12 protein-coding genes and 1 pseudogene are annotated in these 13703 nt (G+C 72.8%); 6 read left to right on the top strand and 7 right to left on the bottom strand.

Features of this window, described 5'->3' with window-relative positions; genetic code table 11:
* Nucleotides 1-88: 88 nt before the first annotated feature.
* The 4 genes and pseudogenes from cofD to OHA72_RS14425 all read left to right on the top strand — a co-directional run bounded on the left by cofD (nt 89) and on the right by OHA72_RS14425 (nt 3307).
* A complete protein-coding gene (cofD, locus tag OHA72_RS14440; RefSeq protein WP_327008336.1) occupies nt 89-1045 on the top strand; it encodes a 2-phospho-L-lactate transferase in 957 nt (318 codons plus the stop codon).
* Nucleotides 1042-1338 carry a hypothetical protein gene (locus tag OHA72_RS14435; protein ID WP_327008335.1) on the top strand — a complete coding sequence of 99 codons (297 nt, stop codon included), beginning with the start codon at nt 1042-1044 and terminating at the stop codon, nt 1336-1338. The genes cofD and OHA72_RS14435 overlap by 4 nt, the downstream gene beginning before the upstream one ends.
* A 62-nt stretch (nt 1339-1400) precedes the next feature.
* A pseudogene (locus OHA72_RS64655) lies at nt 1401-2216 on the top strand (coenzyme F420-0:L-glutamate ligase); the annotation flags it as partial.
* A gap of 542 nt (nt 2217-2758) precedes the next feature.
* Nucleotides 2759-3307, top strand: a complete 549-nt coding sequence (locus OHA72_RS14425) for an NUDIX hydrolase (protein ID WP_327008334.1) — start codon at nt 2759-2761, stop codon at nt 3305-3307.
* 456 nt (nt 3308-3763) lie between these two features.
* On the opposite strand, the gene OHA72_RS14420 is transcribed toward OHA72_RS14425, so the two are convergent.
* From OHA72_RS14420 to OHA72_RS14410, 3 genes are all read right to left on the bottom strand, one after another.
* A complete protein-coding gene (locus OHA72_RS14420) occupies nt 3764-4861 on the bottom strand; it encodes a mannose-1-phosphate guanylyltransferase (RefSeq protein WP_327008333.1) in 1098 nt (365 codons plus the stop codon).
* A gap of 101 nt (nt 4862-4962) precedes the next feature.
* A complete protein-coding gene (locus OHA72_RS14415) occupies nt 4963-6108 on the bottom strand; it encodes a glycosyltransferase family 4 protein (RefSeq protein ID WP_327008332.1) in 1146 nt (381 codons plus the stop codon).
* Between the two features lie 129 nt (nt 6109-6237).
* The gene (locus tag OHA72_RS14410; RefSeq protein WP_327008331.1) at nt 6238-8241 is read right to left on the bottom strand and encodes an N-acetylmuramoyl-L-alanine amidase; all 2004 of its coding nucleotides are present in this window, start codon (nt 8239-8241) and stop codon (nt 6238-6240) included.
* Between the two features lie 71 nt (nt 8242-8312).
* Here OHA72_RS14410 and OHA72_RS14405 point away from each other — a divergent pair, with 71 nt between their 5' ends.
* Nucleotides 8313-9053, top strand: a complete 741-nt coding sequence (locus tag OHA72_RS14405; protein WP_327008330.1) for a TIGR03089 family protein — start codon at nt 8313-8315, stop codon at nt 9051-9053.
* Here the strand turns inward: OHA72_RS14405 and OHA72_RS14400 are convergent.
* Nucleotides 9043-10977, bottom strand: a complete 1935-nt coding sequence (locus OHA72_RS14400) for an acetoacetate--CoA ligase (RefSeq protein ID WP_327008329.1) — start codon at nt 10975-10977, stop codon at nt 9043-9045. The genes OHA72_RS14405 and OHA72_RS14400 overlap by 11 nt on opposite strands.
* Before the next feature lie 98 nt (nt 10978-11075).
* On the opposite strand from OHA72_RS14400, the gene OHA72_RS14395 reads away from it, so the two are divergent.
* Entirely contained in the window at nt 11076-11561 is a 486-nt protein-coding gene (locus tag OHA72_RS14395) for a TspO/MBR family protein (protein WP_327008328.1), read from the top strand.
* Here the strand turns inward: OHA72_RS14395 and OHA72_RS14390 are convergent.
* Genes OHA72_RS14390 through OHA72_RS14380 form a run of 3 tightly spaced genes read right to left on the bottom strand, consistent with a single transcriptional unit; the run spans nt 11530 to nt 13685 of the window.
* The gene (locus OHA72_RS14390) at nt 11530-12624 is read right to left on the bottom strand and encodes a hypothetical protein (RefSeq protein ID WP_327008327.1); all 1095 of its coding nucleotides are present in this window, start codon (nt 12622-12624) and stop codon (nt 11530-11532) included. The genes OHA72_RS14395 and OHA72_RS14390 overlap by 32 nt on opposite strands.
* Entirely contained in the window at nt 12621-13148 is a 528-nt protein-coding gene (locus OHA72_RS14385; RefSeq protein ID WP_327008326.1) for an RNA polymerase sigma factor, read from the bottom strand. The genes OHA72_RS14390 and OHA72_RS14385 overlap by 4 nt, the downstream gene beginning before the upstream one ends.
* A gap of 36 nt (nt 13149-13184) precedes the next feature.
* Nucleotides 13185-13685 carry an acyl-CoA thioesterase gene (locus OHA72_RS14380; protein ID WP_327008325.1) on the bottom strand — a complete coding sequence of 167 codons (501 nt, stop codon included), beginning with the start codon at nt 13683-13685 and terminating at the stop codon, nt 13185-13187.
* Between the last annotated feature and the right edge of the window lie 18 nt (nt 13686-13703).

The following is a 13703-nucleotide window of genomic DNA, read 5'->3' as shown; positions in this document are numbered from 1 at the left end:
AGCCTAGTCCTCGAACGGAAAATTCGCGTGCGTGGACGGCACCGCCCGGAGACCGGAACTGTCGTACCCGTCAGGCAGGATGGGTGACATGCGGATCGTGGTTCTGGCCGGTGGCATCGGCGGCGCGCGCTTCCTTCTCGGGGTGCGCGCGGTGGGGCAGGAGTTGGGCGCGGAGGTCACCGCGGTGGTCAACGTCGGCGACGACGTGACCCTGCACGGGTTGCGGATCTGCCCCGACCTCGACAGCGTCATGTACACGCTCGGCGGCGGCGCCGACCCGGAGCGCGGCTGGGGACGCGTCGGCGAGACGTGGACCGTCAAGGAGGAGCTCGCCGCCTATGGCGCGGAGCCGACCTGGTTCGGCCTCGGCGACAAGGACATCGCGACCCACCTGGTGCGCACCCGGATGCTCGACGCGGGCTATCCGCTGTCGGCGGTGACCGAGGCGCTGTGCGACCGCTGGAAGCCCGGCATCCGGATGCTCCCGGCCAGCGACGACCGGGTCGAGACGCACGCGGTCGTCGAGGTCGACGGCGCCAGCCGCGCGATCCACTTCCAGGAGTGGTGGATCCGTCACCGGGCGGAGATCCCGACGTCCCGGTTCGTGTTCGTGGGCGCCGAGACCGCCAAGCCCGCCGCGGGTGTGCTGGAGGCCCTCGCCGCCGCCGACGTCGTGCTGGTCGCCCCGAGCAACCCGATCGTCTCCATCGCGCCGATCCTGGCCGTCCCCGCGGTCCGCGAGGCGGTCGCCACCGGCACCGCTCCGGTCGTCGGGGTGTCCCCGATCATCGGCACCGCCCCGGTGCGCGGCATGGCCGACAAGTGCCTCGCGGTGATGGGCGTCGAGTGCAGCCCCACCGGCGTCGGCGCCCTGTTCGGCGCCCGCACGGCCGGCGGCGTCCTCGACGGCTGGCTGGTCGACGAGACCGACGCCGGCGCCGAGGTGCCCGGCCTGACCGTCCGTGCCCGGCCGCTGTGGATGACCGACGTGCCCGCGACCTCGGCGATCGTCCGGGAGGCACTGTCCCTGGCAGGCGTGGCATGAGCACTCTGCAGCCCGGCGGCCGCTCACCGGAGGCGCGGGTGCGGCCCGGTCCGGCGCCTGCCCGCAGCCTGACCTCTCGTGGCCCGCGGCGCAGCGGCGTGGTCGCGCATCGCGGCAGCGTCGTCTCGAATTGCGGTGGCGTCGTCTCGAATCGCAGTGACGGGTTCGCGAACCGCTGCGGCAAGGGCACGGACCGCAGCGGCGGGTTCGCGGATCGCACTGGCGGGTTCGCGGGTCGCAGTGACGGGTTCGGCTCGGTCCGGCGCGGGCTCGCAGCGGCGATGACGGCGTGAGCGGCATGGAGGACGGCGAGTTGGTCGGCACGGGCGGTTCGCAGGTCGGCGGAGGTGCCGGGATGCATGCGACGCCGCAGGTCGGCGGAGGTGCCGGGGCGGGCGCGACGCCGCCGGTCGGGTTCGAGGTGCGCGCGGTCACGGGCATCGGCGAGGTCCGGCCCGGTGACGACCTGGCCGCCCTGATCACGACGGCCGCGCCGTGGCTGGTCGACGGCGACATCCTCGTCGTCACCAGCAAGGTCGTCAGCAAGGCCGAGGGGCAGCTGGTCGACGTACCCCTCGACGAGCCGGCGCGCGAGGCCGCCCGCGAGGCGGTCCTGCGCGCCGAGACGTCCCGGGTCGTCGCCCGCCGCGGCGCGACGCAGATCGTGCAGACGCACCACGGGTTCGTGCTGGCGTCGGCCGGCATCGACGCGTCCAATGTGGAGCCGACGCGGCTCGTGCTGCTGCCCAAGGATCCCGACGCCTCGGCCCGCTGGCTGCGCGACGAGCTGCGGGAGCGCTTCGGCCTGCGGGTCGCCGTCGTCGTCACCGACACCATGGGCCGCCCCTGGCGGATGGGCCTGACCGACGTCGCCATCGGCGCCGCCGGCATCGACGCCGTGACCGACTACCGTGGCGTGCTCGACCCGTATGGCAACGAGCTGCAGCTGACCCAGATGGCCGTGATCGACGAGCTGGCCGGCGCCGCCGACCTGGTCAAGGGCAAGACCGGCCAGGTCCCGGTCGCCGTGGTGCGCGGCCTGCCCGTCCGCCCCGACGGCCACGGCACCGGCGCCGCCGCCCTGATCCGCGGCGCCGACGCCGACCTGTTCTCCCTCGGCACCGCCGAGGCCGTCGCCAAGGGCCTGCGCGCCGCGGCCGACATCCGCGACGCCCCTCCGATCCAGTTCCCCCACATTCCCACCCATGTCCTCCCCACCAACGTCCTGCCCCCCACACCCCCGTTCACTCCCCCGGCCCCATCCACCCGCACCACCACCACCACCGCGCCGCCGCCCGCGGGTCCGGCAGTCCTCACCGCCGCGCCACCGCTCCCTGCCCAGGCAGGTCCCGCAGCTTCGCCGTCACCCGCTGCAACGACGACAGCCGCAGTTCCTCCGGGTCCGCCAACGCTCACTGCCACAACGGCGGCCGCAGCTCAGGCGGCTGCCACGGTTCCGGCGGGTGCCGCAACTCCGGCGCTCGGTGCTGGGGTGGCGGAGCGGTTGTTGCTGGTCTGGGCGCCGGCCGGAGATCTGCGGCGGGCGTTGGAGGCAGGCATGGAGGTGCAGCGGATCAGGGCAGGGCTGGCCGCCGACGGGGTTGCGTCCAGTTGGCTGGAGGTGGACCAGGTCGACCTGTCCGGGGTCGACGTTCCCGAAGGGGGCGTGCCCCTCGGTGTGCTCGCTGTCGGTCGCGGTAGCCTGCCGTCACTATGACGACGTTGCACGATGACGCACTCGCGGTGCTGACCCAGTGGACGGCTCCCACCGAGGAGGCTGAGGAGACCCGGCGGCGGTTCATTGAGTTCGTCCTGCGGGACCCGTCGACGGTGTGGCGGGAGCATCCCGGCGCGCACGTCACGGCGAGTGCCCTGGTCGTCGACTCGACCGCTGAGCGGGTCCTGCTGTGCCTGCACGGCCGGATCAAGCGCTGGGTCCAGCTCGGCGGCCACTGCGAGCCCGGCGACGCGAGCGTGGCGGCCGCCGCCCTTCGCGAGGCGACCGAGGAGTCGGGCATCGCCGGCCTGCGCATCAGCGAGGCCCCGATCGACCTCGACGTCCACCACGTCCAGTGCGCCGGCGTCCCGTCGCTGCACTACGACATCAGGTATGCCGCCATCGCCCCCGCGGGCGCGGTCGAGACGGTGAGCACCGAGTCGGCGGCGCTGGGCTGGTTCGCCCCCGACGACCTGCCGACCCCACTCGCCGGCGCCACCGAGCCGCTCGTCGCACCCGCCCTCGCCTGGGCCCGCCGCACCTGACCACGGTGCGCCCGGAGCCGCCCACACCCCTGACGACATCCGGGCGTTCACACGGCGGGTCACCCCACAGCGTCATGCTCACCCGCGGCGCTGGACCGGCACCCGGCCGGACGCAGCCCCGGTCCAAAGCGCATCCGGAGCCGGGCCACACCCCGGGGCATCCGGGCGTTCACGCAGCGGGTCGCTGACACCGCCGGACCACCACGCCCGGCCCGCAGCGCCAGTCCACGGCGGAGCCGCGGCGCCCAGACCTGCGCCGGTCGCTGCTGAACATCCGTGGGGTCATCACCCGGCACAACGGCGGAGGCCCGCCGCGACGGCGGGTGAGGGAACGGCTGACAACCCGAAGGATTTCCGGCGCTGACCCCGTGGATGCTTCGGGTTGCCGCGTTCTTCGCGGCGACCGCCCAGGCACGCCGCGCCGCAGGCAGGTGGAGGGGCGGGCGCGGGTGGGGGTCAGAGGAGCTCGACCGAGCCGCGTTCCTTCAGGCTGTCGACGAGCTTCTTGACGTCCTGGGCGCGGGAGCGGGGGCAGACCAGCAGCGCGTCCGGGGTGTCAACGATGATCAGGTCGCTGACGCCGACGACGGCGACCAGGCGGCCGGACTGGGGGACGACCACGACGCGTTCGGCGTCCTGCATGAGGACGCCGGAGGGGGCCGCGGGGTCGAGGTTGACGACCACGTTGCCGGCGGTGTCGGTCTCGAGGAGTTCGCCGAGGGTGTGGAAGTCGCCGACGTCGTTCCAGCCGAACTGGCCGGGGACGGTGCCGACGAGGCCGGCCACGCCGGCGCCCTCCATGACGCCGAAGTCGACGGAGATCTTGGTGAGGTCGGGCCAGATCTCGGCGAGGGTCTCTTCGCGGTCGGGGGTGTCCCAGGCCTCGGCGATGCGGGTGAGGCCGTCGTGGAGGGAGGGCTGCTGGCGGGCGAGCTCGTCGAGGAAGACGTCGACGCGCCAGACGAACATGCCGGCGTTCCACAGGTATTCGCCGGACTCGACGTAGGACCGGGCGAGCGGGAGGGCGGGCTTCTCCTCGAAGGAGGCGACCTTGCAGACGTCGTCGGTGCCGGTGGGCTCGCCGACGTGGAGGTAGCCGTAGCCGGTCTCGGGGTGGGTCGGGGTGATGCCGATGGTCATCAGCAGGCCGTCCTCGGCGCCGCGGATCGCCGCCCGCAGCACGGACGTGAAGGCGGGGACGTCGCGGACCAGCTGGTCGGCGGCGAAGGCACCCATGACGGCGTGCGGGTCGCGGCGGGCGATGACCGCCGCGGCGAGGCCGATGGCGGCGCACGAGTCGCGGGGGGTGGGCTCGACGAGGATGTTGCCCTCGGGGAGGCCGGGGAGTTGCCGGGCCACTGCCGCCGCGTGCGCCACCCCCGTGACCACGAACGTGGTCTCCGGTGTCGCGAGGTCGCTCAGGCGGCCGTACGTCGCCTGGAGCAGCGACAACGGCGTGCCGGTGAGCGCGTGGAGGAACTTCGGATGACCGGCTCGCGACAACGGCCAGAGCCGCGTGCCACTGCCTCCTGCTGGAATGACCGCGTAGAACACAGCCTCATCATGCCCAGGCGAGGACGCATTCCAGCAACTCGGTGGTGTCATGTCCATTACCAAAATCGCCTGATGGGGTTTCAGAAGGTGACGCCGGGCGACTAATTGCGCGGGCTCGCGGCCCGTGACCAGGCGGCCAGGTGCACCTCAGCGCTCGACTCCCAGGTGAACTCCTTGGCGCGGGCGGCACCGGCCTTGGCCAGGGCGTTGCGGCGCTCGTCGTCGTCGAGCAACGCGGCGAGGTCGCGGGCGATCTCGTCGGTGCCGGGGCCGGTGTAGGCGACGGCGTCGCCGCCGACCTCGGGCAGCGACAGGCGCGGCGTGGTGAGCACGGGCGCGCCGCAGGCCATGGCCTCCAGGATCGGCAGGCCGAAGCCCTCGCCGAAGGAGGGGTACGCGGCGACGACGGCGCCGCCGAGGAAGCCGGGCAGGTCCGCGTAGCGCAGGTAGCCGGGGCGCAGGAGCCGCAGGTGGCTGGGCACCTCGCCGAGGGCGCCGTCGATCTCGTCGTCGTGGCCCTGGCCGCCGGCGATGACGAGGGCGGGCGGGTCCTTGCGGTCGCGGACGGCGGAGATCCAGCCGCGGATGAGGCTGGGAACGTTCTTGCGGGGCTCCTTGGCGCCGAGGAAGGCGATGTACTCGGTCGTGCCGAGGCCGAGGCGGGCGCGGACGCGGGCCTTCTCGTCGTCGGTCGGCGAGTGGAACGCGTCCGGGTCGACGCCGTGGTAGGCGACGTCGATGCGGGTCGGGTCGGCGTCCAGGAGGCGGATCAGCTCGTCGCGGGTGGCCTTGCTGGGGACGATGACCCGGCTGGCGCGGCGCAGTGACGTCTTGATCGCGGAGCGGAAGAACGTGCGGCGGGACTTGTCGTAGTGCTCCGGCTCGGTGAAGAACGTGGCGTCGTGGACGGTGACGGTGACGGGGCAGCCGGCCCGCAGCGGGCACGTGTAGAACGGCGAGTGCAGCACCTGGGCGCCGACCTGCTGGGCGAGCATCGGCAGGCCGGTCTGCTCCCAGGCGAGGCGGGCCGGGCGGTGCGCCGCGGCGGCCGGTGCGGCCATGATCCGGGCACCGGACAGTAACCGTCCGTAACGCTCGGCGTCGGTGCGCTGGCAGACCACGGCGAGGTCCGCGTCGAGCGCGGCCAAGGCGCCGAGCAGGCCGTCAACGTAGCGTCCGACACCGCCTCGGTCGGCTGGGACACTCGTGGCGTCGACGAGCACACGGGGCGGACGGCCGGGGGTCACTGGGCGTCTCCTTCGAACACGGCTTGCCACGCGTAACGAACGTCACGCGATACGTCAGGCAAAGCCTACGCCCGATCCCCGGGTGATCGATGTCCACGACGCGACTCGCGATCGAGGAAACTGCAGTATTCAGCTCAGCGGCATCGGGATGTCGCCCGGTGCACCGACGTCGTAACCGCCCGCACCGCGGATGTCGTACCGGCCGTCACGGAACACCGCGGGGTCGGCCCGGCCGTCCCCGTCGTACTGGGCGGAGACGGGGACTCCGGCGGCGCCGAAGCGGATCGCGGGCTGGCCGTCGACGCTGAACTGCCGGGTGGCCGGGGACCAGGTCGCCGCGTCGATCGTGCCGTTGCCGTCGTAGTCGGCAGGGGCGGCGAGCTGGCCGGGTGCGCCGACCTTGAACTCGCGCAGCGCGTAGATCGCCCACAGGCCGGTCGAGGGGCGCCAGATGGCGGCCTCGGCCCGCCCGTCGCCGGTGTAGTCGGCCGGGACGGGCACGTCGCCGGGCAGGCCCAGCTGCACCTCGCCGATGCCCTTGATGTACCAGACACCGGTCGCCGGCCGGAAGACGGCCAGCTCGGCGGTGCCGTCGCCGTCGAAGTCGGCCGGGGCGGGCAGGTCGCCGGGCAGGCCCCACTGGACGGTCCTGCGCCCCTCGCCGGTCAGCAGCATGCTCCAGTTGCCGGTCGTCGGTGACCAGGTTGCGACGTCGGCCTTGCCGTCGCCGTTGTAGTCCGCGGCGACCGGGATCTCGTTCGGGCCGCTGGTGAAGACGGGTTCGGGGACGCCCTGCAGCCGCACGGTGCCGTCGCTCGGCCGGTACACGGCCAGCAGCGTCCGCACGACCTCGGGCTTGACCAGGTCGCCGAGCAGCGCGCCCGCACGGTCGCGGATCCAGGGCAGCACGGCGACGCCCTTGGCGCCCGGGCACTCGGTCGGGTTGGTCTGCTGGTGCGGGAAGACGCGGGGCACCGTGACGGTGGTGCCGGCGGGGTACCGCGACGTCGATCCGCCGCCGGTGAGGCTGACGGTGCCACGCGGGTCGATCGCCTGGTGCAGTGAAAGTTTCCACGCGGTGTACTGCGCGGTGGCCTCCTGGACGACCTGCGGCACGTTCGTGTAGCGGAAGTCGCCGATCATCGCCACGCCCGCGGTGCCTGTGTTGAACCCGCCCGCCTGGGCGCCGACGACGGGGCGGGACAGCCCGCCGGAGCGGCCCTCCCACAACCGGCCGAAGCGGTCCACGAGCACGTTGTAACCGATGTCGCCCCAGCCTCGGCTGACCGTCTGGTACTGGTAGATCGACCGCAGGATCTTCGGCACCTCCTCCGGGCTGTACTCGTTGCCGGTGGCGGTGTGATGCAGGGCGACGGCCTTCACGTAGGGGGCGTACTGCGGCCGCCAGTCCATCTGCTGCTCGTTGGCGCCCCAGGTGGCCCGGCGCAGGATCGTGGGCATGAAGGGCCGCAGCCCGACCGGCTGGCTCTCCGGCGAGACAACGGGCGGCGTCGGCGCAGTGTCACCGGGCGCGTCGGTGGGGTCGATGAGGTCCGCGGCGATGTCGTGCGGCGCCGGCCCGCCGGTGGTGGTGACGGCCAGCTGCACGCCGTCGGCCTTGCCGGTCCAGACCAGCTCGGCACCGCCGCGCTGCGTGGCACGGCCGGGGGCGGTGTCGCGGTCCGCCTCCCCGGCGTCGACGCTGCGCCAGGCGCTCCACGTACCCCCGAGGACATGGTGACGCACAGCGACGGAGACGGTGCCGATCCGACCGGTCTCCCGCCACGTGACGCCGACGGCGCTGAACGGCGACGTGGACTGGCGGGTGACGGTGAGCGTGCGGGTCTTCGCGCCGCGCCGGTACCCCTCAGGGACGCCGGACGGCACGCCCGCCTGTGCGGCGACGCCGTCGGCTGGGCGTTCGAAGCTGCCCAGCGGGATGCGCGTGACCTGCGGGGTGACGCCGGTGCCGGCCGCCTTCGCGGCGGGGTTGGCCCACTGGATCGGCTCGGCGAGATCCGGGGCGGGCGGCAGGAACGGGATGCGGGGATCGGCGGTGGCTCCGCCGGTGCTGAGCAGGGCTACGGCGACGCCGCCGACGGCGACCAGTTTGAACCGCCGGTATCGTCGCATTGCCCATACCCCCATCGCACACCACCTAGCTAGACCCGATTGGAGATGCTATGGGAGGATTTTCCGGACATATGGGGAATACAGTTCCTTCACTCTTTGCGGCAATTGTCGGGAGAGACCCGTCACTTCCGCTGCTGACGTTCTACGACGACGCCACCGGCGAACGGGTCGAACTGTCCGGCGCGACCCTCGGCAACTGGATCTCCAAGACCGCGAACCTCATCGTGGACGGCTGCGGCCTGGGCCCCGGCGACACCGCCGGCGTCTGGCTCCCGCCGCACTGGCAGACCGCGGCCGTGCTGCTCGGCGCCTGGTCGGCCGGGATCACCGTGACGTACGGGGAGCCGACCGCGGAGGGCACCGACGTCGAGTTCGCATCGCTGCGGGCGGTCGAGGCGGGCGCGCCCACCGGCCCACCGGACCGGTTCGTCCTCGGGCTGGCGCCGATGGGCATGCCGTTGCGGGAGACGCCGGCCGGCTGGGCCGACTACGTGCTCTCGGCCCGCCAGCACGGCGATCACTTCCCCGGCGCACCCGTCACCGCGGACACCGCCGCCCTGTTCGAGACCGACGGATCGCTCGACAGCCACGCCACGCTGCTGGAGCGCGCCCGGGCCCGCGCCGCCGAACTCGGCGTCACGGGCGGCCGGGTGCTCATCGACGCGGACGCCTACCCGTATCCGCTCGACTGGCTGCTCGCGCCGCTGTCGGCCGGGGCGAGCGTGGTGCTCAGCGTCAACACCGACCTGTCGAAGCTGCCCGCGCGGGGCACCTCCGAGCAGGTCGACCTGACCGTCGGGCCTACCCTCTAGCCGCTCGGACGGCTTCGAAGTAGCGCAGTGACTCCGGGTTGGCCAGGGCGCCCTTCGCGGCGGCCTGGTCGACCGGCGTGCCGGTGAGGATCCGCTTCACCGGCACCTCCAGCTTCTTGCCCGACAGGGTCCTCGGCACCGCGTCGACCTGGAACACCTGGTCGGGCACGTGCCGCGGGGACAAAGCCGTGCGCAGCTCCCGCCCGATGGCCGCGCGCAGCGCGTCGTCGAGGGTCAGCCCGGGGCGCAGCACCACGAACAGCAGCAGCTCGCCCGCTCCCCCTTCAGGATCTTCGAGGTGTACGACCACCGAGTCGACGACCTCTTCGAGGCTCTCCACCACGGAGTAGAACTCGCTGGTCCCGAGCCGGACGCCACCGCGGTTGAGGGTGGCATCGGAGCGCCCGGTGATCACGCACGCGCCGGTGTCGTCGATCGTGATCCAGTCGCCGTGCCGCCACACGCCCGGGTAGGTGCCGAAGTACGCGTCGGCGTACCGGGACCCGTCCGTGTCACCCCAGAACCCGACCGGCATGCTCGGCATCGGCGCGGTGATGACCAGCTCACCGAGCTCGCCGACGACGGGGGTGCCGTCGGCCGCATACGCCTCGACCCGCGCGCCCAGGGCCCGGCAGGCGATCTCACCGGCGTGGACGGGCAGCAGCGGCACGCCGCCCACGAAGGCGGTGCAGACGTCGGTGCCCCCGGACGCCGAGGCGAGCAGGACGTCGGAGGAGACGGCCTCATACACCCACTCGAAGCCCTCCGGCGGCAGCGGCGCACCGGTCGAGCCGACGCCCCGCAGCGCCGACAGGTCGGCGAGCTCCCGCGGTACGACACCCGCTTTCCGGCACGACAGCAGGAACGGTGCCGACGTGCCGAAGTAGGTGGTGCCGGACTCCGCCGCGACCCGCCAGAGCCAGCCGAGGTCGGGATGGGCGGGGTTGCCGTCGACGAGGACGATCGCGGCGCCGACCGCGGGGCCGGACACCAGGTAGTTCCACATCATCCAGCCCGTGGTGGTGAACCAGAAGAACCGGTCGCCGGGGCCGAGATCATGGTGCAGGGCGAGCATCTTGAGGTGCTCGAGCAGGATGCCGCCGTGCCCGTGCACGATCGGCTTCGGCAGGCCCGTGGTCCCGGAGGAGTACAGCACGTAGAGAGGGTGGTCGAACGGCACGGCCGCGAACGTCAGCGGCTCGTCGGTGACGTCCCACACCTCGCTGTCGCCGTGCAGGTACGGGATCTCGACGAACGCCTCGAGGGACGGCAGCGCCGCCCGGATCGCGGCGACCTCGGCGCGCCGGTCGACGGCCTTGTCGCCGTAGCGGTAGCCGTCGACGGCGACCAGGATCTTCGGCTCGATCTGCTGCCACCGGTCGACCACCGAGCGGGTGCCGAACTCGGGCGCGCAGCTGGAGAAGATCGCGCCGAGGCCGGCGGCGGCCAGCATGAGCACGAACGTCTCGGGGATGTTGGGCGCGTACGCCGCGACCCGGTCCCCCTCGCCGACGCCGAGCCGGCGCAGCGTCGCCTGCGCCCGGCGGACCTGCTCACGCAGCTCGGCGGCGCTCAGCGTGACCGGCGCGCGGGTCTGCGAATATGCCAGCACGATCGGGTCGTCGGCGGCGACGCCGGGCATCCGCAGCACGTGCTCGGCGTAGTTGAGGCGGGCGGCGGGGAACCAGTCGGCACCTGGCATCCGCGCGTCGGGCAGCGCCCCGGCCGGCGGCTGGTGGGCGACGATCTCGAAGTGGTCCCAGATCGCCTGCCAGAACACCGCCGGATGGTCAACCGACCATTGCCACAGATGCTGGTAGTCCTCGAACTCCAGGCCCCGCTCGCTGGACAGCCACCGCAGGAACGCACCGATGCGGGTGCGTTCGCGGACGTCTGCCGGGGGTCGCCACAGCTCCTTCGCCATCCGACCATCTTCCTGCACGCCCGAACGATCGCTCAGTGTGGGCCGCCGACATCCGTTGCCGGGTTTCCGTGTGGCCCGGTCGGGTAATCGAGGCGGGTATGACGCTGCCGTTGCCACACCACCACCGCCCGCAGTGGGTCGGCCTGCTGGGGTTCGGTGCCGCCGCCGCGGCCGCCGCCCTGGTCGGCGGGCTCGGTGTCGCCGGGACCGCAGGCGAGTACGACTCGCTCGCCCAGCCCTCGTGGGCGCCGCCGTCGTGGCTGTTCGGGCCGGTCTGGACCGTCCTGTACTGCTGCATCGCCGTCTCCGGCTGGCTGGTGTGGCGGCGCTCCGGGTGGAACGCCGCCCTCACCGTCTTCGCCGCGCAGCTGGTGCTCAACGCGATCTGGACGCCGCTGTTCTTCGGTGCGGGCCTGCGCGGGCCCGCCCTCGTGGACATCGTCGCGCTGTGGGTACTGATCGGCGTGAACATCGCGGTGTTCTGGCGGCGGTCCCGGCTCGCCGCCGGCCTGCTGCTGCCCTACTGGGCGTGGGTCACGTTCGCCACCGCGCTCAACGCTTCGGTGTGGTGGCTGAACCGCTAGGGCCCTTCTTCTCCTGCGGGACCACCGGGGCGCCCGGGACGGGCCGCGGCTGTGCGGCGAAGTCCACGAAGGTGAAATGGCCGAGCTTGACGACCATGTCCGTCCCGGTGCCGGCGTCGCCCGCGTACCGGCCGGTCGCCGAGTCGAACAGCGCACACTGCGTGCCTTGCGCCTGACCGGACACGCACACCACGTCGTACTGGGTGCCGGCGATGGTGGCCGTGGTCGCCTTCACCGACGGCAGGTAGGTCAGCGCCAGGTAGAACGTGCTGCGCTGGGCCGCGGTCAGCAGCGGGTCGGCGTAGTGGAACACCTCGTGCAGCTGCTTGAAGATCAGCGGGTCGGCGGCGCGGCCCGGGTAGTCCTGCTGGGCCCAGGTCTTCCAGCTCGCGGCCAGCGCCTCCGGCTGGGCGGAGGGGAACGCCGCCACGTAGGCGCCGTTGATGTTGTGGAGCCCCGGCGGGGTGCCCGCCGAGCGCGCTTCGTCCTCGTCGATCTCCGCCTGCGACATGGTGCGGTCGAAGACCCTGGGCCCGTCGTCGTTGCGCCGGATCCGCAGCGCCGTGCCGGTCTGCACATCCATCCACAGCTCATGGATGTAGCGGCCCTCACCGTCGGTCAGGGAGTACGACTTGACGTACAGGACCTGGTCGGAGCCGATCGCCAGCGGGCCACCGGTCTGCTTCGCGGCGATCCTGGTCAGCGCCTCGACCGCCTGCGCGTGATCACCACCCGGCCGCCCCATGACGGCCGGGTTCATCGGTGCCTTCGTGCCGTGCGTCACCGGCAGGTCCACGACGGAGGGCGTCGGGGTGCTTCCCGCCGACACCGTGACCTGCTCGGGTGGCTGTTGCGGCGTCTGCACCGCTGCCGCCGCGCCGACCACGACAGCCACCGCCACGGCGGCGCCGGCGGTCGCCAGCATCCAGATCCTCCGGGGCCTGGCCCGCTCCGGGGCGGCCGCGCCGGCCAGCTCCCAGCGCCCCCTGACCAGGGCGCCCTCGCGGGGTTCGTCGAGCCCGGCGCGGAACTCGCGCACCGCGGCGAGGTCATCGTGTTTCATCGGTCCTCGTCCTCCAAAGCCTTGCGCATCTTGGTCCGGGCCCGGTGCAGCGCCGACTGGACCGTGCCGAGCGGCAGGTCCAGGGCCTCGCCGATCTCCGCGTAGGACAGCTCGGCGACCGCGAACAGCAGCAGCACGTCCCGCTGCCGCCTGGGCAGCTTCGCCAGGACCCGCGCAACCTTGCGGGACCGTCGCTGCGCGTCGGTGCGCTCCTCGGCGCGGGCCGCGTGACTCTCCTGCACCGGGTCCACGCCCGTCCTGGCCAGGGCGCGGTAGCCGCGCACCTCGTCGCGGCGGTGCCGGTTGAGCACGTTCGTGGCGATGCCGAACAGCCACGGCAGCGGCGGCTGGTCCTGTACACAGGTGTGGCGGCGCTCGTACGCGACGAGGAACGTCTGCGCGACGACGTCCTCGGCGAGATCCGGCCCGACGCGACGCGCACAGTAGCGGTACAACGTGCGTGCGTGCCGGTCGTAGAGGGCCGTGAAGCCGTCCGCGATCAAGAGGTTGCCTTCCGGGTCCACACCTCTTCTTGTCCGCAGACCGCCGCCGTGTTCCCCCTATTTCTGGCGGTGCCGCTGGATCGCGTCACGGCGGGCCAGGCGGTGCTCGCGGCGGATCTCCGCCTCCCGCCACCGGCCCTCGTTCTCCGGCGAGTCCGGCTCGACCGGCCGCACCGGCCGTGGCTTGCCGTCGGCGTCGACCATGACGAACACCAGGTATGCGGTCGCCACGACCATCGGCTCGGCCACCTCGTCCCAGCGCTGCCGCTCCAGCCGGACCCCGACCTCCATGGACGTCGAACCGGTCCAGTTGACCTGCGCGTACGCGTGCACCAGGTCCCCGACCCGCAGCGGCTCCAGGAACAGGATCTCGTCGATCGACGCCGTCACCGCCGTGCCACCGGCGTGCCTGGCCGCCGCCGCCCCCGCCACGTCATCGACGAACTTCATGATCACGCCGCCGTGGACCGTGCCGTAGAGATTCACGTCGACGGCGGTCATGATCCGGCTCAGCGTGACCCGCGAATAGGCGGTCGGTCGGCCGGTGTGCTCCTGCATGACACAGACGGTACGGTG

It is taken from the genome of Dactylosporangium sp. NBC_01737 (assembly GCF_035963215.1).
Lineage (GTDB): Bacteria > Actinomycetota > Actinomycetes > Mycobacteriales > Micromonosporaceae > Dactylosporangium.
Note: the sequence above shows the minus strand (reverse complement) of the source record. Positions and strands in the feature narration are given on the sequence as shown.

What these genes read in the sequence shown, in the direction of transcription:
- OHA72_RS14410 (WP_327008331.1), bottom strand. Translation starts at nt 8,241, where the DNA reads ATGCGACGATACCGGCGGTTCAAACTGGTCGCCGTCGGCGGCGTCGCC.
- OHA72_RS14400 (WP_327008329.1), bottom strand. Translation starts at nt 10,977, where the DNA reads ATGGCGAAGGAGCTGTGGCGACCCCCGGCAGACGTCCGCGAACGCACC.
- OHA72_RS14405 (WP_327008330.1), top strand. Translation starts at nt 8,313, where the DNA reads ATGGGGAATACAGTTCCTTCACTCTTTGCGGCAATTGTCGGGAGAGAC.
- OHA72_RS14395 (WP_327008328.1), top strand. Translation starts at nt 11,076, where the DNA reads ATGACGCTGCCGTTGCCACACCACCACCGCCCGCAGTGGGTCGGCCTG.
- OHA72_RS14435 (WP_327008335.1), top strand. Translation starts at nt 1,042, where the DNA reads ATGAGCACTCTGCAGCCCGGCGGCCGCTCACCGGAGGCGCGGGTGCGG.
- cofD (WP_327008336.1), top strand. Translation starts at nt 89, where the DNA reads ATGCGGATCGTGGTTCTGGCCGGTGGCATCGGCGGCGCGCGCTTCCTT.
- OHA72_RS14425 (WP_327008334.1), top strand. Translation starts at nt 2,759, where the DNA reads ATGACGACGTTGCACGATGACGCACTCGCGGTGCTGACCCAGTGGACG.
- OHA72_RS14390 (WP_327008327.1), bottom strand. Translation starts at nt 12,624, where the DNA reads ATGAAACACGATGACCTCGCCGCGGTGCGCGAGTTCCGCGCCGGGCTC.
- OHA72_RS14380 (WP_327008325.1), bottom strand. Translation starts at nt 13,685, where the DNA reads ATGCAGGAGCACACCGGCCGACCGACCGCCTATTCGCGGGTCACGCTG.